Genomic DNA, 19,259 nt, shown 5'->3' with positions numbered 1-19,259 from the left:
GCCGGATGTTTCCCAACCTGCCGCCCCGTCGCCCGACCGGCCTGCCGCTGGCCGAGGAGTACGGGCTTCCGGGAGGCCGGCTGGACGCTGGGGAGATCACCCCGGACAAGCTCGGCCCGGTCGACACCGGCTTCGTCTACCTCGCCCAGTTCATCGACCACAACATCACCTTCGACCCCACCACCGTCCTGAACCAGCAGGTCGACCCGGAGGCCATCCAGGCGTTCCGGCCGCCGCGGCTCGACCTCGACGCGCTCTACGGCGCCGGGCCGACAGTCGACCCCTACCTCTACGACCAGGCGTCGCACGGCACCAAACTGGTACTCGGGCCGGGCGGTACCGACTTCGCGCGGACCGCCGAGGGGGTGCCGCTGATCGGGGACCCGCGCAACGACGAGAACATGCTGATCGCCCACATCCACCTCGCGTTCATCAAGTTCCACAACCGCGTGGTGGACGGGCTGGCCGACGGCAGCCTCACCGACGCGGTCGGCGACCGGGTCCGGTCACGACCGGCGGCCCCGGGTGACGCGCCGGCCGGCCGGCTCGACGATCTGCTCTCCCTCGACAACTACTACAACGAACTCACCTACAAGGCACAGCAGTTGGTCCGCTGGCACTTCCAGTGGATCGTGGTGCACGAGTACCTGCCGCTCTTCGTCGGGCAGCACATCGTCGACGACATCTTCGAGAACGGCCTGCGCTTCTACGACCCCCGTCCGGTGCCGTACATCCCGGTGGAGTTCGCGGTCGCCGCGTTCCGGGTGATGCACTCGACGATCCTGCCCCGCTACCAGATCAACGAGAAGTTCAGCGCGCCGTTGTTCCCGGCCGACCGGAACGCGCCCCCGAGCCCGCGGGCGGACCTGCGGGGCGGGCGGATCCTGCCCGAGCACTCGATCGACTGGTCGCTGTTCTTCCGGACCGACCCGAACCGGGTACCCCAGCGGGCCAAGGCGTTCGGCGCCTCGCTCACGTCGGCGCTGCTCAACCTGCCGGTGAGCGCGGTGCCGGGAGCGAAGGAGGGCGCGCTCGCGAAGTCGCTCGGCTCGCTGGCCGTGCGGAACATGCTGCGCAGCGAGGCGCAGCAGCTGCCGTCGGGCCAGGACGTCGCACGCGCCATGGGAGAGGTGCCGCTCTCCGACGAGCTGCTGGACTTCGACGGTCCCGCCTACCTCTGGTACTACATCCTGAAGGAGGCGGAGGTGCTCACCGGCGGGCACCGGCTCGGCCCGGTCGGCGGGCGGCTGGTGGCGGAGGTGTTGCTGGGAATCCTGAAGGGAGACCCGATGTCGTACTGCTCCGCCTACCCCGCCTGGCGACCCACTCTGGCCGGTCAGAACGGTGTCTTCGGCATGGTGGAACTGCTCCGGTTCGCCGGTCTGGTGCCGGCTGGGCGCGGCTCCGGAGATTGACGGCCCGCCCACCCGTGTCCGGCTGGCGTGGATCGTGCGTCTCGTGCACTATGACTGACAGTCATAGTGCACGAGACGTGAGCGCCCGGCCCCGTCGGGTGCGGGGCGGATCAGACGGAGGTTCCCTGTGGAACGTGTGACGGGCATCGGTGGTCTCTTCTTCCGGGTCAAGGACCCGACGGCGATGACGAAGTGGTACGTCGACCACCTCGGCCTCACGCCACCGCCCACTCCGGACGAGGACCGGGACTGGTGGCAGGAGCAGGGCCCCACCGTCTTCGCGCCGTACGGCGCCGACGTCGAGGAGGAGACCGGGCAGGCGGTACGGCTCAACTTCCGCGTCCGGGACATGGCGGCGATGCTCGCGCAGCTGCGGGCCGCCGGCGTGGAGGTCAGCCCCGAGCCCGAGGACTATCCGGAAGGCCGGTTCGGCTGGGCGATCGACCCCGAAGGCAACCGGATCGAGCTGTGGGAGCCGGCCCCCGACCGGCTCAAGCCGCCGACGGGCTGACCGTCCGGGGACGCGACGACGGGGTGGGGCCGCCGAGGGCCCCACCCCTGTTTTCGACCTCGGATCAGGCCGCCCGCCTCACGGCGAGGGCGGTGAGGTCCGGTACAGCCGGTTCGGAGTGTCGTCGAGGAAGTCGCGCGGGTCCAGCCGGAAGCCCGTGAAGCGGTAGGGCACGATCCGGTGTTCCTCGCCCGCCGTCCGCGGCTCGACGTGCTGCCGCAGCGCGTACCACAGGCTGACGTCGTTCTCCTCGCCCACCGAGGCGCCCGTCTCAGCCGCGTACCTCGAGGTCAGAACGCTGTCGTCGGTGGCGACCTCGTAGCCGTCGTCCAGGTTGCCCCGGTAGGGCGCGACCCAGAGGTCGGCGCTGCTGGTGCGGCCGTCCGGGCCGATGTTCGACCCCGGCAGCAGCTCGTAGGAACGGAGCAGGCCGTTGGGCTTGGGCGCCTCGCTCGCCACCCGCAGCCGGGAGCCGGGCTCCAGGGTGTGGGCGCCACGCGCCACGTTCTGCCACTGGGTCGCGGCGGCCCCGCCCCGGGTGCCGAGCTGGACGGTGTTCCCGCCGATCGTCGCCACGTCCGGGTCGAGCCGGTAGTAGTGGTGATGGGTGTGCGGCAGGCCCGCCACCGGGCCGGCGGCCGGCCGCCCGCCGACACCCACCGAGGCGGCGATGACGCCGTCCTCGAAGAGCTCCCAGCGGTGCACGTACTGGTAGTCACCGGCCTGGAACTTCGCCCAGAAGGCGACCTTCGCCGGCTCGATGCCGCTGGGGCCGTACCGCTCGACGTGGACCGCGCCCGTCGGATTGGCGGCCGCGTCGTACTGGCTGTCGTTGGTGGCGATCGCCGTCGGGGGCAGGTCGCTCCCGGCCGCGTTGGGCGCCGTGGGCAGCAGCGGCACCAGGGGCGACCCGCCGCCCCGGGCGCCGAGGCCGTTCTTGGCCACGCCGTGGGTCGGGCCGTGGTCGACCAGGGTGAAGGCCAGCTCGCCCCGGAACAGGACGGGTCGGCCGTCGAAGTGGGCGTGGGCGAGCCGCAGCCCGGTGCCCTGCATCGTGTTGATCGAGTATCCGAAGGTCCAGTTGGCGTGGGTGATGTAACCGCCAGGCATTGGTTGTCTCCTCGTCAGTTGTGGGGAGCCTGGGTCTGCGGCCCCGACGCGGTGCCCCGCGCCTCGTCGGTCGGGACGACCTCGCGGGTGCTCAGGTCGACCGCCGCCTGCCCGACCCGGGCCGGCGCGTCACCGCGGGACCAGAAGTAGAGCTGGAAGAGCCGGTGGCCGAAGCGGGGGTTCTCCTCGATCTGGGCCGCCCGGGCCGGCAGGGCCACCATGTCGACCGGGCCGCGGGCACGCAGCGCCTCGTACCGGTCGTCGGTGACGACCAGCTCGTACGCCTCCTCCCGCTCCTCCGCGGTCAGCGCGGGCTGGATGCCCGGCCGTTCGACGATCGCCTCCACCACGCCGGCCCGCAGGTCCAGCACGGCGATGATGAGGACGCTGCGGTCGTAGTCGTAGATGACCGCCTCGGCGAGGCGGACCGACACCTGGGCGTCGGCGACCTTCTGCTCCTCCTCGCGGAACTCGATGTCGATCAGCCGGTGCCGGTTGCCGCCCAGACGCTCGGCGACCAGGGGGTCGGCGTCGATGGCGGCGGCCACCCGGTCCTTGATCTGGCCGAGCAGGTCGAGGAAGACGGAGGTGGAACCAGGCTGGTCCTGGACCAGTTCGAGAAGTTGGCTGACTTCGTGGGAATGCAGCAGTGCAGGCATTCTGTCCTTCCTCACAGTTGTGCGGCCGTGGGCGGGCGCTTCCCCAGGAAGATCGGCGGGGCCGCTCCTCAGCCGACTTGAAGAATCGTTTACCGATCTCCGTTCGGAGACGTGGCACACCGATCTCCATCCATTGGTAGGTGCGCACCGCCCGTGCGGCTTCTTCCCCCTTGCTGCGCGGCCGTCCGCCGGCCGTCCGCGTCCGGCCCGGAAAGCGCGGCAAGCTGCGAGAAGTTCGATGACCGCAGCGGCCGTACGAATGGAGGAGCGGCACAGCAGAATAGGAGAGCCACGTGAATGACCTGCGCGTGTTCGGCGAACAACTCCGGACGTTGCTCAGTGGGCTGCTGGGATTCGGGGACCCCGGCGCACCGGAGCGCAACAGCCGACTCATCCACCAGATTTTCGAGTGGTACAACCAGGGTGACCTCGACTCCATCGTGGAGAGCGTCACCGACGATTTCGAACTGCACGACGTGCCGGCCGGGCAGATCTACCGCGGGCCGGACGGACTGCGCCGCTGGTTCTCGATCTCCAAGACCGCGCTGCCCGAGGCGCGGCTGTTCATCACCAACCTGATCGCCGACGGCGAGAAGGTGGCCAGTGAGCACGCCGGCGGAGGTCTGCAGACCGGCCCGCTGGAGGTGCCGGGCGGCACTGTCCCGCCGACCAACCGGCTGGTGAAGGCCGAGGTGGCCGAGACCTTCGAGTTCCGGGACGGGCGGATCTTCCGGTGGCGCGTCTACTACGACGGTGCGGCGCTCGCCGCGCAGCTGCTGGGCCCCGAGGCGGGCGGGTCCTCCGCGCCCGCCGGGGGCCCGGCCACTGCGCCGCCGACGTCGGGCACCGCCGGCTCGTCCGCCGGCGCGGCGGCCTCCCGGCCGGCACCGGGTGGCGCATCCGCCCGGGACTGACGCCGGACCCGCCGGGGCCCGTCCGGACGGACGGGCCCCGGTCGCGCGCCCAGGGTCTCAGTGGTCCTGCGGTCCCGGCGGTGCAGAGGGCCCGGCCGGCGTCGCCGGCGGCCGGAGACGTTCGAGTTCGGCCAGCACCGCTTCGACCGCCGCGGTCTCCGCGGCGTAATAGGCCTGGCCCCACACGGCCACCAGATGCGGGTACCGGAAGTCGGGCAGCAGCCCACGCCCGACCTCGCCCAGGTCGGCACGCTGCTCCCGGAGCCAGGACAGGTAGCCGTGCAGCGCGCGGTGCAGTTCCTCCGGGTCCGCCTGGTGACCGAAGAACAGGCGCAGCATCACGCTGTGCTTGATCACCGGCGGATCCACCTCGTCCCGGCTCAGCCATGCCCGCAGGGCCGCCACCCCGGTGTCGGTGATCCGGTAGTGGCGCTTGGTCTGCGAGCCGCGCTGCGTCTCCTGCCGCTCGCTGATGTAGCCCTGGGCCAGCAGCCGGCGCAGCTCGCTGTAGACCTGGCTCTGCGCCGGGCTCCAGTAGAAGAAGCGCATGTTCATGGACCACTTGCGCAGGTCGTAACCGGTCAGTTCGCGCCCGAAGGAGAGCAGACCGAGAACCGCGTACGCGGTGGCCGGCAGGCCGGGGGCCCCGGGCCGATGGGGATCTGCCACGATGTCCTCCTTGCGGTGGGCGGCTGCGGCTTCCACTATGACTATTAGTCCTAGTGCGGCGCTCGGCGGGATGCGAAGTTGCCGGAGGATCTTCCCACCTCGTGTCGGACCGCTCGGTGGAGGGAGCTGCCATGGCACCGGCACGTCTGATGGTGTCCACGACCGTCAACGCCCGCCGGTCGGCCGTCTACGCCGCGCTGACCGATCACGAGGCGCTGGCCGGCTGGTTCGCCGAGCGGGTGGAGACGCAGCCCGACGCGGGCTGCTTCCGTACCGATGGAAGCTTCACCCCGAGATGGGCCAGCGGCGCCCTGCGGACGATCGATGCGCAACCGGGCCGGCGGCTGGCGCTCTGCTGGGAGGCCGGCGCCGGTTCGCCGGTGGAGATCGAGCTGGTGTCGGTGCCGACCGGGCGCACCGGCGTCCGGTTCGTCCAGTGGTCGCCTCCGGGCGGCGGCCCCGACGACCCCTCCGCCCTGGACTTCTGGTGCCTCGCCGCCGGCAACCTCGCCAACCACCTGGAGGGCCGCCCGGTCGTCCGGCACGACTTCGCGCGGCCCCGGCGCGGCACCGCCCGGGCAGAGGCGACACTGGCCGTCCCCGCCCGGCGGGTGTACGCGGCGCTGACGGTGCCGGCGGAGCTGGAGCGGTGGATCGCCGCCACCGCGGTGGTCTCGCCCAGGGTCGGCGGCCGGTACGACTTCGGCTGGGGGGACGACCTCGGTCCCCGGTCCATCGTCGACCTGGAGCCCTCCCGGTCGCTGGCGTACACCTGGCGGGAACGTGGGCACCGGGACAGCGTCGTGCGATGGACGCTGCGTCCCTGCGGGCGCGGCACCACCGTGCGGGTGCAGCACGACCTGGGCGGCCGCCCGGCCGATCGACACCAGATCGGCTGGGAGAACTTCCTCATCGACCTGCAACGGATGCTCGCGTCCGGCCAGGACTGGCAGCGCAGCGTGTGGCAGGACGAGCCGGTCGGCTGACGCGGCGCCCGCCCGCACGGTGACGGGTCACACCCGGCCGGGTACCGGGGACGTCCGGGTCGCGCTCACCGCCCAGAACCGGGACCGGCCCTCGCGCAGGTCGGCCTGCGCGGTGAGGATCAGTGCGAGGAACTGGTCGGCGGCGGCGGGCGGGAGGTGACGCAGCACCTCGTGGTGGCGCCGGATCAGGGTCAGTTGCGCCGTGCGCAGCGCGTCCACCGCCTCGTCCGTGATGTCGACCGACCGCGGTCCGGCGAAGCCGGCCTGCCGCAGGCGGACCTCCAACCCGTTCGGGGCGGCGCCGCGGGGCCGGCCGGGACGATGGTGGACCAGCTCGCCGAGCAGGATCCGTCCCCCGGGGCGCGCCGCGAGGGCGGCCTGACGAAGCACTGCCGCCAGGTCGTCCCCGGTGCGGGCCGGTTGCAGCACCAGCACCCGGTCGAAGGGCGGGCCGGAGGTGCCCTCCGACGTGGATCCGGCGATCCGTACGCGCGCGGCGACGTCGGGCGGCAACGCCCGGGCGCGGCGCCGGGCGTGACCGCGCCGGACCGGGTCCGGCTCCACAGCGGTCACCGCACAGCCCGCCCCCAGGGCGAGGTACCGGGACGTCTCCCCGCCGTCGGAGCCGAGGTGCAGGACCCGGTCCGAGGCGTGCAGCGGCAGCTCCTCGACCGCCCGGTCGAGCAGTGCCGGACCGGCGTACGAGCCGAACTCCCAGCCCTGGTGGGCCGGCCCGAACCAGATCAGCCGCCACAGGCCGTCGGTGGCCCAGTCGCCGGGCCAGGCCGGCGCGCAGGCGGCCGGGGTGGCGGTGGCCGGTGCGGCCGGGTCGGGCGTGCCGGTCACGAGAGCCCCTCTCTGTCCGACGGCGCGCCCCAGCTGCCGGTGAAGACGATGTCCGCCAGCGGCAGCCGGGAGCGGGGCACGGGAGTCCGGGAGGGGTCGGCGGTGGCCCGCCCCACGGCGAGTACGACGAACGGCTCGAACTCCGCAGGCACCTCGAACGCCGCCACCAGGGCACGACGGCGGAAGCCGCCGAGCTGCACGGTGTGCCAGCCGGTGGCCCGTGCCTGCACGCTGAGCCGGGCGACCGCGAGGCCCAGCTCGTACTCGGTGCCGATCAGCGGAGCGCCGTCGACGCCGCGGACCTGACGCAGGGCCAGGACCAGCGCCCCGGCGTCGCCGGCGATCGTGCGGTTCGCCGGGGTGAGCGCGCCGTGCATCTCCTGGAAGGTGCGGTCGCCGTTGCGCCCGACGACGAAGCGCCAGGGCTGCCGGTTCCAGCTGGAGGCGGTCCACCGGGCGGCCTCCAGCAGTCCCGCCAACCGGGTCCAGGGCAGCGCCGAACCGTCGAAGATCTGCGTGCTGGCCGGGGGCGTGAGTAACGGGTGCACCACGCCGTTCGTGGCCGAAAGTCCATTCACGCGTGGAGATCCCTCCCTGGTCGGCCGGCCGGACGCCCGGCGGTTCCGCACCATTCAAGGCCGCCGGACAACGGCGTTCCACTCGCATCTTGCTCAAGCGTCATCCGTCGATACGAGCAAGATCCGAGAAGTTCGGGCTCGCGTCGCCCCGGTACGAATTGATCGCTGCGCCGGGATGCCGCCGCAAGCCAGTGACGTGTGATTCAGGGAGGTTTGGCGTGCGATTCAGTTCAGCGGCCCGTCGCCGATCCGATGGTTCGGTCCGTCGTGACCGGCCGGTGTCGTGAAGCGGGCGGCCCGGGGCGCAGGAATCGCCGGAGCGGGAACGGACGGATTCCGCCTCCGGCTTCTCGCCGCCGATCCGAACGGTTCCGGGGACGGGGCGATATCGCCCGACGGAACCAGATTCGTCGCCTCCTCCAAGCGAAACGGATCGGTCAATCTGTGGTTCTTCGATCTGCGTACGGGGAAATGGCAGCAGGGCACCTGGGGCACCGGTGACGACATCGAGGCGCAGTGGTCGCCGGACAACGAGCAGCTGGCCTTCACCTCCTCCCGCGGTGGTCACAAGGCGATCTGGCTGTACCGGCTCAGCGACGGCCAGACCCGCCAGCTGACCTCGGCCGGACACGAGGAGGAATACCCCTCCTGGTCACCGGACGGCCGGACCGTCGCCTACGTCGGCGGGCCCTGGGGCAGGCGGCACTTCCTGGTGGTGTCCGCCGACGGCGGCGCGCCTCGCCGGGTGACCACCGAGCCCGGCCGCGCCGGCGCCTGCTCCTGGGCACCGGACGGACGCTGGCTGGTCTGCCACTCGTACGACACCGGCGCGGGAGCGGTGTGGTTGCTGGACAGCCGGACCGGGGAGGCGATCCCGGTCACCGACGGCTCCTCGTGGGACTACAAGCCGACCATCTGCCCGACCCGGCCGGCGGTCGCCTTCTCCCGCAGCGACGAGGGGCGGTCCGTCATCTGGGTGCAGCGGCTCGCCGACGGGGTGGGCCGGCCGCTCGTCGTCACCGGCGCGGACGACCGGTGGCCCACCTGGACCCGGGACGGGAACCACCTCTTCTTCCACCGGCTGGTCGACGAGGGCGCGGGCATCGCGGTGTGGGACCGGCGGACGAAGGCGGTACGGGAACTCGTGCCGGCCGAGGAGAAACCCCGGTACGCGTCCTTCGCGCCGGACGGCCGCCGGATCGTGTACGGCACCGAGGCGGACGGCCGCTCGGCGCTGCGCATCCTGGACCTGGCGACCGGGGTGTCCCAGCCGGTGCCGGCCGGCGAGGCCGCCTTCCCCTCGTGGTCCCCGGACGGCCGGACGATCGCCTGCGCGCTCCGGCCCGACCCCACCTCGCGATGGGAGATCGCGACGGTCGACGTGGCGGGCGGGCAGCCGCGCGTCTGGACGGCCGACCGTGACGACCTGCGGGGACTGCACGCGCCCGTCTCCTTCGCGCCGGACGGGCGGCGCCTGGTGTTCCGCAGCGAGACGGAGCCGTTCGAGGCGAACCTGCTCGTCCTCGACCTCGACAGCGGCCGGATCACCAACCTCACCGAGGACAGCTGGTGGGACGAGGCGCCGGCCTTCACCCCCGACGGGCGCGGCGTCGTCTTCATGTCCACCCGGGGAGGGAACTGGACCTGGGGCTTCTACCGCATCGACCTGGACAGCGGGGAACTGCTGACGCTGGCCGGTCCGGACTACGTGGAGCGGAACAACCCGCGGTCCACTGCGGACGGCCGGATCCTGTCGACGATGGTCGCCTCGAAGGTCGAGGAACTGTACGAGCAGCTACCCGACGGCACCGGCCGGGTGGTGACCGAGGCGGGGCCGGGCGTCCGCTACCCCGTGCTGTCCGCCGACGGCGAGCAGGTGCTCTTCACCCGTACCCGCACCACAGTCGAGTACTGGCTCGCGGAGAACGTCTGGGCCGCCGACTCGCCGCTCGCGCCGCTCGGCCGCCCGCTGGTCGCCGCGACCGCGCCGGCGGGGGTGATCGAGCAGCCGCCGCTCGGTCCGGTGCGCAGCCCCGTCGACACCCGCCGCAGATGACGGATGTGACGCCGTCCCATCCGGTCGGGTGGGCGATGACCGCGCGATCAGCCGACACGTGTGACAGGAGGAGCAGGAGATGACCGGAGCACCGCCGGGGGCGTCGCGGGAGAACGCCGCGCCGGACGAGGACGACAAGAACCGCATCTACGACACCGTGACCGGCCCGCTCTGGCGGACGACCGTCTACGAGCCGGTCCACGGCGGGTGGGAGTTCACCAACATCGCCGGGGCACGCCTGCTCGACGACGTCGCGGCGACCTTCCGGGTCGGCCCGCTGACCCATGTGCTCGAACTCTGCTCCGGCACCGGCGCGGTCGCACGGTACCTCAACCAGCGGACCGGGTGCGCCGTCACCGGCGTGGAGCTGAACGCCGCCCAGCTCGCCTGCGCCCGCCGGGCACGCGCCGAGGCGGGCCCGGGGATGGCCCGGGTGTCGTTCGTGGAGGGCGACGTGACCAGGTGGCAACCGGACCGGCTCTACGACCTGGCGCTGGTCGTCGACTCGCTGTCCCTGCTGTCGGAGCCGGTGGCGGCGCTGCGCAACGCCCGCCGGGCGTTGTGCTCGGCCGGGTGGCTGGTCTTCGCGGACACCCTGGCGGGGCCGGAGATGACCGCGGCGACGCAACGCCGCGCCTGGGACCTCGACGGGCTGCGCCCGCTGCCCGGCGGTTCGCGGTCGGACGACCTGTTCACCGCGGCGGGCCTGGTGGACGTGCACCTGGTCGACGCGACCGACACCGCCGTCGCCTGCTTCCAGACCATCGCCGACGCGACCACCGAGCGGGCCGGCGAACTCGCCGCCGTGGTGACGGCGGAGGAACTCGCGGAGTGGCGCACGGCCACCGACTTCTACCTCGACGCCTATCGGAGCGGGCAGCTCACGTACTGGCACGGGCTCGCCCGTCGGCCCCGTCGGGCCACCGCCCGCCAGGCGGCCTGACCCGCCCTCGACAACGAACGGAGCAGACATGATCTTCAAGCGTGAGCCCGTCATCCTCCAGGTGGCACTCTTCGCCCTGTTCAACCTCCTGGCCGCGTTCGGGGTGATCGGGTGGTCCTGCGCCCAGATCGCCGCCGTGAACGCCGCTGTCGCCGCCGCCTTCGGGGTGATCACCCGCCGGCTGGTGACGCCCCTGAGCGACCCCCGGGACGCGCACGGCCGGCGGCTCGCCCCCGCCGGCGGAGGGCCGGACGACGATCGGTCCTACCGGTGACAAGCGGCAGGGGACAGGGGCGTCTGCTCGTGCCGCCCCTGTCGCCGGCGCTCGTCGAACTCGCCGGGCGGCGACACCGGCGCGGGGAGGTGACCAGCCGGCTGCTCCTGCAGACCCGCGCGCTCGCCTTCGTCGAGGGCTACCGGCTGCGGCGTGCCGGACGCCGCGACATCCACGAGGAACTGGCACTGATCGAACCCGTCAACCGCGGGTTCGCGTACGAGGGGGCCGCGCTGGCCGCGGCCCTGGCCGACCTCGCCACGCCGCGCCGGGCCCCGGCACCGGGGAGCCGGGACGGCCGGCAGACCCGGCTGGGGCACCTGCTCGACGGCCCCGGCGCGGGCTTCGTCCACCTCGTCCACGTCGGGGCCGGCTGGGCGGCCGCCGTGCTGCCCTGGCGGACCGTCCACCGCCGGCTGCCGCTCGACCCGCTGCTGCGCTGGCTCGCCCTGGACGGCGCCGGGTTCGCCCGCGGCTTCTTCGGCGGGCCGGGCGCGATCCGCCGGCTGGCCCGCCGGCCGGACCGCGACGATCCCGTCCAGACGGTGCTCCGGCAAGGGCTGGGCCGCAGCCTGTGGTTCGTCGAGTGTGGTGACGTCCCGGCGATCGGCCGGCAGATAGAAGGGTTCCCACCGGGCCTGCGGCCCGAGTTGTGGGCCGGTGTCGGCCTTGCCGTCTGCTACGCGGGCGGCTGCTCGGACCGCCAGTTCGAACACCTCCAGACGCTGGACGGCAAGGAGCGCGCCGCGCTGGCCCAGGGCGCCGCCTTCGCGGCCGAGGCCCGGCGCACCGCCGGTCATGTGCCTGCGCACACGGCGGCGGCCGTGGCCGCGCTCACCGGCGTACCGGCCGACACGGCCGCCAACTGGGCACGGGACTCCCGAGATTCCGCCCTCGCCCTCGGCCCCGAGATCGACTCCTACCGGTGGTGGCAGCGGGAGATCCGCCGCCGGGCAACCGCGGCGGCCGGCTGAGCCTCGGCTCCACCGGTCCCGATCCGCACCCGCCGGCGGCGCCCGCCGCCACGAGCAGGGAGAAACCCCATGTCCTTGTCACCGCGTCGCATGCTGCCCGGAGCACTGGTGATCGTGCTGGTCGCCGTCCTCGGCGTGCTCACCGTCCGGCCGTCGCCGAGCCCTCGCGAGGCCGCCGTGCTGGCCGCCCGCTTCGCTTTCGACGTACGCCCGCTGAACACCGCCCCTGCCGGGGCCAGGAGCGTTCGTGACGTCGCGCCCGAGCTGTCGGGCATCCGGTCCTGGATCTCCGCGGTGGGCGCCGCGGTCGCGCTCCTCGACGCCGACGGCAACCGGCGCCAGGACGACGTGTGCCTCGTCGATCCGCGGGACGACTCGGTGCGGGTCTTCCCGGCACCAGGCACCGGGGAGCGCTATCCGCCGGCGTCGCTCGTCGCGCCGCCGGGCCCGATCGACCGCGTCGCACCGATGGGCTGCGTCCCGGCGGACCTCGACGCGGACGGCGACAGCGATCTCGTCGTCTACTACTGGGGCCGTTCCCCGGTGCAGTTCCTGCGGGTCGCCGAGGGATGGCGCCCGGTGGAACTGGTCCAGCCGCCGCAGGTGTGGAACACCACCGCGCTCGCGGTGGGCGACCTGGACGGTGACGGCGCGGCCGACATCCTGGTCGGCAACTACTTCCCGGACGGTGCCCGGGTGCTCGATCCGGAGGCCGCCGGGGACGGGCGGATGCGGATGCAGGCGGGCATGGCGGACGCTGGCAACGGCGGCACGAACCGGGCCTTCCTCTCCCGCCCCGGTGCCCCCGACACGGCGCCGGCCTGGCTCGACGCGTCCACCGGAGTGCCCGACCGGGTCGCCCGTTCCTGGACGCTCGCCATCGGGATGCAGGACCTGACCGGGGACCTGCGGCCCGAGGTGTACCTCGCCAACGACTTCGGCCCGGACCACCTCCTGGTGAACCACTCCCGGCCGGGGCGGCTCGACCTGCGCCCGGTCCGGGGCGAGCGGACCGCGTCGACGCCGAAGTCGAAGGTGCTGGGCCGGGACTCGTTCAAGGGCATGGGCGTGGCCTACACCTACCCGGACGGCGCCGACCTGCCGACCATCGTGGTCAGCAACATCACGACACCCTGGGGGCTGCAGGAGAGCAACTTCGCCTTCACCCCGACCGGTAAGGGCTCCGACCTGCTCGACGGCCGGCTGCCGTACCGGGACCGCAGTGAACCCCTGGGCCTGTCCCGCAGCGGCTGGGGCTGGGACGTCAAGGCCGTCGACTTCGACGGCGACGGCACCGACGAGTTGTTCCAGGCGACCGGATTCATGGCCGGGGACCGGTGGCGCTGGCCCGAACTCCAGGAACTCGCGATGGCCAACGACCAGGTGCTCCAGCACCCGTGGGCCTGGCCACACTTCCGCCCGGGCGACGACGTGTCGGGCCACCAGGCGAACGTGCTCTGGACGCGGGGGCCCGACGGACGGTACGTCGACGTGGCCGCCCGGAGCGGTCTCGGTCAGCTCGACGTCAGCCGCGGCATCGCCGTCGGAGACGTGGACGCGGACGGCCGCCCGGACGCGCTGGTGGCGAACCAGTGGCAGGACAGCCGGCTGCTGATGAACCGGTCCCGGTCGGTCGGCCGGGCCACGCTGGTCCTGCTGCGCGCCGGCGCGGACGGACGGCAGCCCACTCCCGCGCTCGGCGCCTCGGTGGTCGTCCGGCCCGGCGAGGGCCGGCCGGCCCTTCGCGCTCAGCTCTACCCCAGCAACGGTCACGCCGGCGCCTCCAGCACGGAACTCTTCTTCGCCGTCGACCGGGAAGCCCCGTTCACGCTGTCCTGGCGTACGGCCGGCGGGGTGCGGACGGCGGAGGTGCGGCTGGCGCCGGGCCGGCACGAACTGGTGATGCACGACGACGGCCGGGTGACAACGCGATGAGGGCCCGGACGAGCCGGCCCGTCGCGACACCGGCCCTCCTCGACCCGCCGCGGACCGCCGCCGCCCGCCCACCCGGCGAACGGAACCAGGACCCGCTGCCGTGCGGGCCGCCGGCCGCGGGGGACACGCCCCGCCACGTCATCAACGCGACGAGCGTCCTGGTGCACCCCGGCCTCGGCCGGGCCGTCCTCTCCGGTTCGGCCCGGCGCGCGGTGGCGGTGGCCTCCGGCTGCACCGACCTGGAGTACGACCTGCACAACGGGCAGCGGGGGCGGCGCGGCCGGGAGACGGTCGCCGCCCTGCTCGCCGCGGTGCCGACGGCCGCGGCGGCCTACGTGGTCAACAGCAACCCGGCCGCGCTGGTGCTCGCCGCGACGGTGCTCGCGCCCGGCCGGGAACTGGTGATCAGCCGGCGGGAGCTGTACGAGATCCGGGACGGCTTCCGCCTGCCCGAACTGCTCACCTCGACCGGTGCCCGGCTCTGCCCGGTCGGTACGGCGGACGGTGCGGTGCTGGAGGACTACCGGCAGGCGGTGTGGTCCGGCACCGGGTGCGTGCTCACCCTGGTGCCGGGCCGCTCCGCCACGGACGCCCCGGCGGACCGGCCGGACGTGGCGGCCCTGGCCGGCCTGCACGTCCCGGTGATCGCGGACATCAGCTCCGGCCTCCTGCGTCCCGAGCCCGCGCTGCCCGGTGAGCCGGACGCGGAGACCGCCCTGCGGCAGGGCGCCACGCTGGTCACCGCCGGCGGCGACAAGTTGCTGGGTGGTCCGCAGACCGGGCTGCTGCTCGGCGACCGGGCGGTGATCGAACAGGTGCGGCGACATCCGCTCGCCCGGGCGATGCAGGCGGACAAACTGGCACTGGCCGCGCTCCGTGCGACGGTCGCTCACGGCGGCACACCGACGCTCGCCGCCGTCCGGGCCGCCCCCGACGACCTGCGGGCCCGGGGCGAGTCGCTCGTCGGCGCGCTGCGGGCCGGGGGAGTCCCCGCCGAGCTGGTCGAGTCCCACGTCACGGTGCTCAGCGGCGCCAGCACCCGGCTGCACAGCTTCGCGGTGGCGGTCGACCAGCGGCTCGCCGGCCGGTTGCGCGTGGGAGACCCGGCCGTGGTGGGCGAGCTGCGGGACGGACACCTGTTGCTCGACCTGCGCCCGGTGCCCGCCGGCAACGACACCGACCTGGTCGTGGCGGTGCTCGCGGCGGCGTCCCGCCCTTGATCAGGTAGGGCAATCCGCGAGAAGTCGCCCCGGCACGCCGACGCATAGAAAGGAGGAACCCACCCCCCGATGACGGAGGAAGCCCATGACCGGTTCGGCACGTCTCGGCCGTTGCGCCCGGCATCTGCTCGCGGGCGTACGGACGAGTGAGCGGGACCAACAGGACCTGCTCGCCGCCGCCGACCGGCTCAAGACCCGCCTGGTGCGTCTGCTGTACGCCCACCCGGCGGCCCGGACCAGACTGGCCGGCGTCCGGCACCACCTGCTCGACGTGGAGGTGGTGCCGGCGCCGGCCCGTTCGTGGTTCCGGACGTCCCGGCGGCATGCCGGCACGGCCCGGATCCGGCTCTACGACTACGACTCGGACCTGCTGCTGGAGTTCTTCCTCGACCTGCCGTCCGGCCGCCTCACGGCGGTCACCGGACGGGCCCGGGCCCGTCCGCCACTGACCCGGTCCGAGCGGGCCGAGGCGCTCGGCCTGCTCCGTGCGGCCGGCCGGCTCGGCCCGCTCGCCGAGGCGAGCCGATGGGTCGTGGTGCCGAGGATCTCCCGGGCGGCGATCGGCGCGGGCCACCCGCGCCGGGGCCACCGCCTCTACACGTTCTTCTTCTGGTCGGCGACCGACCGGCCGGTACGACTCGGCCAGGCGTCGGTCGACCTGAGCGCGCGAGAGGTGGTCGGGGTCCGGGAGGCGGAGTCCGTCGGGAGGTGGGAGATCCGGCCGTACGCGTGACAACGCAGCCAGAGAGAGGGATCCACCATGTATGCAACCCTGCCGTGCCCGTCCGGGCGGTCGAGTTCCGATGACCACGGATCGTGGTAGGCACCGATGCCCACCTCACACGTCCGAGACCGCCGCCGCTTCGCACCGGAGCGCGAACCACGGACCGCCCGGGGTGGTGACCACCTCCGCCGGCTGCCCGGTGGCCTGGTGCTGGCCGTCGCCGTCGCCGTGCAGGCCGCCGTGCTCTGGGCCGAACCCGGGCTGGTGATCGCAGAACTCGGGGCGATGCCACAGCGACTGCGGGAGGTGTTCCGTGTGCTCGCCCCGGGCCTCGCCACCCTCCTGCTCGCCGCGCAGGTCATGAATCTGTTCGGCCGACTACGCCGGCATCAGCGGCGGATCGTGGCCGCGGCGGCCGCCTGGTGGGTGTTCGCCGCGGTCGAGTCGATGCTCGCCGACTGGCGGTCTTCCGTCTGGCTCACCGAGCTGGCCCTCGCCTGGCTGGCGATGAACTGCCTGCGGATCGTCGCCCGCGCGGAGGCCACGGGCCTGTCGAGCGTGGCGCGAGGGAGGTGACCGGTGGACTGGCAGTCCGTGGGGACACCGATCGCCGCCGTCTGCACCGCGATCCTGACCTACCTGGGCACCCGGCACATCGCCCGGGTCGAACGCAGCCGCGAGGAGGCACGTCTCGCCGAGGCGGCACGGGACGAGGCCCTCGTCGTCGAGCAGGCCCTGTCCACGGCCCACGAACAGGCCCAGGCCGCGATCATCATGGAGCGCAACGAGCTGCTGGAGCGCTGGCAGCGCACCCTCGACGAGGCCCGTGACGACCGTCAGCGCCTGCTCCAGGAACACCGGTCCGAGCTCGCCCGGGTCCGCCAGGAGACGCGGGACGAGGTGGCCGGCGTCCGGGAGAGCGCCCAGCTGGTCATCGCCGACCTGCGCGGGCAGATCGTGCAGTTGCGGGCCGAGGTGCAGGCCGTCCGGGACCGGCACCGTCCCGGCCCGTCCGCCGGGGACTGACCGGCCGGCCCGCCCGGGCGCCGGTCCCGGCGCACCGCAAGGCGGAAGAAGTTCCCCACCACCCGCGCGATCTACAACAGACGTACCGATCGCCGCACGAGAACGGTCGCACCGGACCGATTGTTTCCCACTGTTCACGGGCGGGCGGTATCCGTCCCGAGAACATCCAGAGAGGAATGGCGCAGAAATGACAGAGGTACAGAACTTCGGCCGCCAGCTCGGCGACTTCCTCGGCGGTGTCTTCGCCGACGCCGCGGGTGGCGGAGCCGGTGTCTTCCGGCCCGACCCGCAGGCCGAGATCGAGGTCCGGCAGCTTCTCAACGACCTCCAGACCGCCTTCGCGGAGAAGAACGCGGACGCCATCGTCGACAGCCTGGCCGAGGAATTCACCACCTACGAACTCACCTCCGCCGAGGGACACGCGGTGACCATCACCGAGAAGGCCGCCATGCGTGAGTACCTCGACACGCTGTTCCCGGCCGACGGCGAGACGCAGAACAAGTCGGTCTCGGTGAGCCAGGTGCTGGCCAGTTCCACCATCGGTCTGACCCGCGAGGACGGCGACGTCGTCATCGCCCGAACCGACGGCACCTTCGAGCACCAGCCGCTGCGCGCCTCGGCCGTGGCCATCCGCACGGCCGAGGGCTGGAAGTGGCTGCACTGGCACATGTCGGCCGCCGCCCCGCGCTTCCGGGTCAACGCCAACGGCGTGCGGATCCCGCTCGATGGCGCCCCGGCGACCGGCACCCCGGTCGCGGACTGACGTGTCCGCCGGCGGCTGCTCGTCCGAAGCCGCAGCAGAAAGGTGTGTGCAGTGAGTACCTCGTCAGGAAGTTCGCGACGGCAGCCGCCGGTGACCGGCGGCCGCATCGCCGGCCCGGATCCGACCGAGCACGTCAACAACGGAGAGGAGAACATCTACCCGGGATACGTCGCCTGCTACAGCAAGGGGCTGCCGCACGACGACACGGGCGAGGTGGACCCGGAGGCGTACCGGCGGCTGCTGCGGGCGGTCAACAGCGCCGACCCGGCGGACTTCGAGTCGATCCCGCTGGACCCGGCCGGTGCCCGCAAGCTGACCAATCCCCAGGGCGGGCTGGCGGCGAACGCCGACGGCATCGACGCCACCTCCTTCACCGCGCCGCCGGCGCCCCGGCTCGACAGCCCGGAGAACTCCGGCGACATGGCCGAGCTCTACTGGATGGCGCTGACCCGGGACGTGCCGTTCGACCAGTTCGACACCGATCCGCTGGTCGCGTCGGCCGCCGCCGACCTGTCCCGGATGTCGGACTTCCGCGGCCCGAAGGAAGGCGGGGTGGTGACCACCCGCACGCTCTTCCGCGGTGACACCCCGCAGGACCGGATCGGGCCGTACATCTCGCAGTTCCTCCTGCGCGACGTGCAGTTCGGCACCCATCACTACTCCCAGCGGCAGGACACCGTGCAGCCGGGGCGGGACTACGTCACCACGTTCCCCACCTGGCTCGCGGTGCAGCGGGGGTTGTCCCGGGGACTGGCCCCCGGCGACCGGAACCGGACCGAGACCCGGTACCTGCGTACGCCCCGCGACCTGAGCCACTACGTCCACTTCGACGCGGATGCCAGCCCGTTCCAGCCCTTCCTGAACGCCGGGCTGATCCTGCTGCGGGAGCGGGCGCCGCTGGACGCGAACCTGCCGTACCACTGGTCCTCGAACCAGGACGGCTTCGCGACCTTCGGCATGCCGCACCTGTTCGACCTGATCACCTCGGTCGCCGCCCGCGCGCTACGGACCGCCTGGTGGCAGAAGTGGTACGTGCACCGCAGGCTGCGGCCGGAGGCGGTCGGCGGGCGGGTCCACGCCCACCTGACCGGTCTGCACCGGTACGACTTCCTCGACCGGGAACTGCTGGAGTCCGAGGCGGTGCAGCGCGTCTTCGACCGCAACCAGAGCCATCTGCTCCCGCAGGCGTACCCGGAGGGGGCACCGACCCACCCCTCGTACACGGCCGGTCACGCCACAGTGGCGGCCGCCACCGCGACTGTGCTGAAGGCGTGGTTCGACGAGACGGCCCCGCTGGCCGACCCGGTCCAGGTGGACGCGACCGGCACCGCGCTGGTGCCGTACGAGGGCGCGGACGCCGGGCAGCTCACCGTCGGCGGCGAGTTGAACAAGCTCGCCGCGAACATCGCCGTCGGCCGCAACATCGCCGGCGTCCACTACCGCAGTGACTACTCGGCGTCCAGCCGGCTCGGTGAGGCGCTGGCCATCGAGATCCTGCGGCGCCAGAAGTCCTGGTTCAACGAGGACCACTCGTTGACCCTGACCCGGTTCGACGGCACGTCCGTCACCATCTGAGCCCCGTCGCGCCGGCCGGTTGCTGTTCCCCTCAGCGCGCCGGCCGGCGCGACGGCCCTCCAACCCGACCATCCACCGACG

Annotated in this window: 20 protein-coding genes; 15 read left to right on the top strand and 5 right to left on the bottom strand. The window is 73.1% G+C overall.

Annotated features, from left to right (window positions below; all coding sequences use genetic code 11):
* Window positions 1–5: 5 nt before the first annotated feature.
* Window positions 6–1,415, top strand: coding sequence for a peroxidase family protein (locus FHX31_RS17735; protein ID WP_225319672.1), 1,410 nt, complete (start codon window positions 6–8; stop codon window positions 1,413–1,415).
* Window positions 1,416–1,542: 127 nt separating this feature from the next.
* Window positions 1,543–1,926, top strand: coding sequence for a VOC family protein (locus tag FHX31_RS17730; protein WP_013285662.1), 384 nt, complete (start codon window positions 1,543–1,545; stop codon window positions 1,924–1,926).
* Window positions 1,927–2,004: 78 nt separating this feature from the next.
* Here the strand turns inward: FHX31_RS17730 and FHX31_RS17725 are convergent, their stop codons facing one another.
* Together FHX31_RS17725 and FHX31_RS17720 are read right to left on the bottom strand one after the other, a co-directional pair.
* Window positions 2,005–3,036, bottom strand: coding sequence for a hypothetical protein (locus FHX31_RS17725; RefSeq protein ID WP_091328765.1), 1,032 nt, complete (start codon window positions 3,034–3,036; stop codon window positions 2,005–2,007).
* Between the two features lie 14 nt (window positions 3,037–3,050).
* Window positions 3,051–3,695 carry a hypothetical protein gene (locus tag FHX31_RS17720; RefSeq protein ID WP_013285664.1) on the bottom strand — a complete coding sequence of 215 codons (645 nt, stop codon included), beginning with the start codon at window positions 3,693–3,695 and terminating at the stop codon, window positions 3,051–3,053.
* Window positions 3,696–3,988: 293 nt separating this feature from the next.
* On the opposite strand from FHX31_RS17720, the gene FHX31_RS17715 reads away from it, so the two are divergent.
* Window positions 3,989–4,609: a nuclear transport factor 2 family protein gene (locus tag FHX31_RS17715; RefSeq protein ID WP_030268730.1), complete on the top strand. Its 621-nt coding sequence runs from the start codon at window positions 3,989–3,991 to the stop codon at window positions 4,607–4,609.
* A 57-nt stretch (window positions 4,610–4,666) separates the two neighbouring features.
* Here FHX31_RS17715 and FHX31_RS17710 read toward each other — a convergent pair whose 3' ends face one another.
* Window positions 4,667–5,278: a PadR family transcriptional regulator gene (locus tag FHX31_RS17710; protein ID WP_013477253.1), complete on the bottom strand. Its 612-nt coding sequence runs from the start codon at window positions 5,276–5,278 to the stop codon at window positions 4,667–4,669.
* 131 nt (window positions 5,279–5,409) lie between these two features.
* Between FHX31_RS17710 and FHX31_RS17705 the strand changes: the two genes are divergently transcribed.
* Window positions 5,410–6,264 (top strand): SRPBCC family protein, encoded by an 855-nt coding sequence (locus tag FHX31_RS17705; protein WP_013285667.1) that lies wholly within the window; start codon window positions 5,410–5,412, stop codon window positions 6,262–6,264.
* 27 nt (window positions 6,265–6,291) lie between these two features.
* Here FHX31_RS17705 and FHX31_RS17700 read toward each other — a convergent pair whose 3' ends face one another.
* Together FHX31_RS17700 and FHX31_RS17695 are read right to left on the bottom strand one after the other, a co-directional pair.
* Window positions 6,292–7,110 carry a class I SAM-dependent methyltransferase gene (locus FHX31_RS17700; RefSeq protein WP_013477252.1) on the bottom strand — a complete coding sequence of 273 codons (819 nt, stop codon included), beginning with the start codon at window positions 7,108–7,110 and terminating at the stop codon, window positions 6,292–6,294.
* Window positions 7,107–7,688 carry a nitroreductase family protein gene (locus FHX31_RS17695; RefSeq protein ID WP_091328763.1) on the bottom strand — a complete coding sequence of 194 codons (582 nt, stop codon included), beginning with the start codon at window positions 7,686–7,688 and terminating at the stop codon, window positions 7,107–7,109. Before FHX31_RS17695 ends, FHX31_RS17700 begins: the two co-directional genes overlap by 4 nt.
* A 283-nt stretch (window positions 7,689–7,971) precedes the next feature.
* Between FHX31_RS17695 and FHX31_RS17690 the strand changes: the two genes are divergently transcribed.
* From FHX31_RS17690 to FHX31_RS17640, 11 genes are all read left to right on the top strand, one after another.
* Entirely contained in the window at window positions 7,972–9,744 is a 1,773-nt protein-coding gene (locus FHX31_RS17690; RefSeq protein ID WP_091328761.1) for a DPP IV N-terminal domain-containing protein, read from the top strand.
* A gap of 79 nt (window positions 9,745–9,823) precedes the next feature.
* A complete protein-coding gene (locus FHX31_RS17685; protein ID WP_184976809.1) occupies window positions 9,824–10,687 on the top strand; it encodes a class I SAM-dependent methyltransferase in 864 nt (287 codons plus the stop codon).
* A 28-nt stretch (window positions 10,688–10,715) separates the two neighbouring features.
* Window positions 10,716–10,961 (top strand): hypothetical protein, encoded by a 246-nt coding sequence (locus FHX31_RS17680; protein ID WP_013285672.1) that lies wholly within the window; start codon window positions 10,716–10,718, stop codon window positions 10,959–10,961.
* Entirely contained in the window at window positions 10,958–11,935 is a 978-nt protein-coding gene (locus FHX31_RS17675) for a DUF1702 family protein (RefSeq protein ID WP_030268734.1), read from the top strand. The genes FHX31_RS17680 and FHX31_RS17675 overlap by 4 nt, the downstream gene beginning before the upstream one ends.
* Window positions 11,936–12,004: 69 nt before the next feature.
* A complete protein-coding gene (locus tag FHX31_RS17670; RefSeq protein WP_091328755.1) occupies window positions 12,005–13,870 on the top strand; it encodes an FG-GAP repeat domain-containing protein in 1,866 nt (621 codons plus the stop codon).
* Entirely contained in the window at window positions 13,867–15,090 is a 1,224-nt protein-coding gene (locus FHX31_RS17665; protein WP_013285675.1) for an aminotransferase class V-fold PLP-dependent enzyme, read from the top strand. Before FHX31_RS17670 ends, FHX31_RS17665 begins: the two co-directional genes overlap by 4 nt.
* A gap of 85 nt (window positions 15,091–15,175) precedes the next feature.
* On the top strand, window positions 15,176–15,823 hold the full coding sequence (locus FHX31_RS17660) for a hypothetical protein (RefSeq protein WP_091328753.1): 648 nt from the start codon (window positions 15,176–15,178) through the stop codon (window positions 15,821–15,823).
* A gap of 96 nt (window positions 15,824–15,919) precedes the next feature.
* Entirely contained in the window at window positions 15,920–16,390 is a 471-nt protein-coding gene (locus tag FHX31_RS17655) for a hypothetical protein (RefSeq protein WP_141722500.1), read from the top strand.
* A gap of 3 nt (window positions 16,391–16,393) precedes the next feature.
* Entirely contained in the window at window positions 16,394–16,840 is a 447-nt protein-coding gene (locus FHX31_RS17650) for a hypothetical protein (protein WP_013285678.1), read from the top strand.
* Window positions 16,841–17,027: 187 nt separating this feature from the next.
* Window positions 17,028–17,603 carry a nuclear transport factor 2 family protein gene (locus FHX31_RS17645; protein ID WP_013285679.1) on the top strand — a complete coding sequence of 192 codons (576 nt, stop codon included), beginning with the start codon at window positions 17,028–17,030 and terminating at the stop codon, window positions 17,601–17,603.
* A 51-nt stretch (window positions 17,604–17,654) separates the two neighbouring features.
* Window positions 17,655–19,178, top strand: a complete 1,524-nt coding sequence (locus tag FHX31_RS17640) for a phosphatase PAP2 family protein (RefSeq protein ID WP_091328751.1) — start codon at window positions 17,655–17,657, stop codon at window positions 19,176–19,178.
* The last annotated feature ends 81 nt before the right edge of the window (window positions 19,179–19,259 follow it).

The sequence above is a fragment of the Micromonospora sp. CNZ286 genome, from assembly GCF_014207755.1.
This window is presented reverse-complemented; position numbering and strand designations above follow the sequence as displayed.

Bases quoted from the DNA above. Each gene is read 5' to 3' on its own strand.
- FHX31_RS17735 (WP_225319672.1), top strand. From the start codon at position 6: ATGTTTCCCAACCTGCCGCCCCGTCGCCCGACCGGCCTGCCGCTGGCC.
- FHX31_RS17725 (WP_091328765.1), bottom strand. From the start codon at position 3,036: ATGCCTGGCGGTTACATCACCCACGCCAACTGGACCTTCGGATACTCG.
- FHX31_RS17720 (WP_013285664.1), bottom strand. From the start codon at position 3,695: ATGCCTGCACTGCTGCATTCCCACGAAGTCAGCCAACTTCTCGAACTG.
- FHX31_RS17705 (WP_013285667.1), top strand. From the start codon at position 5,410: ATGGCACCGGCACGTCTGATGGTGTCCACGACCGTCAACGCCCGCCGG.
- FHX31_RS17685 (WP_184976809.1), top strand. From the start codon at position 9,824: ATGACCGGAGCACCGCCGGGGGCGTCGCGGGAGAACGCCGCGCCGGAC.
- FHX31_RS17680 (WP_013285672.1), top strand. From the start codon at position 10,716: ATGATCTTCAAGCGTGAGCCCGTCATCCTCCAGGTGGCACTCTTCGCC.
- FHX31_RS17670 (WP_091328755.1), top strand. From the start codon at position 12,005: ATGTCCTTGTCACCGCGTCGCATGCTGCCCGGAGCACTGGTGATCGTG.
- FHX31_RS17665 (WP_013285675.1), top strand. From the start codon at position 13,867: ATGAGGGCCCGGACGAGCCGGCCCGTCGCGACACCGGCCCTCCTCGAC.
- FHX31_RS17660 (WP_091328753.1), top strand. From the start codon at position 15,176: ATGACCGGTTCGGCACGTCTCGGCCGTTGCGCCCGGCATCTGCTCGCG.
- FHX31_RS17655 (WP_141722500.1), top strand. From the start codon at position 15,920: ATGCCCACCTCACACGTCCGAGACCGCCGCCGCTTCGCACCGGAGCGC.
- FHX31_RS17645 (WP_013285679.1), top strand. From the start codon at position 17,028: ATGACAGAGGTACAGAACTTCGGCCGCCAGCTCGGCGACTTCCTCGGC.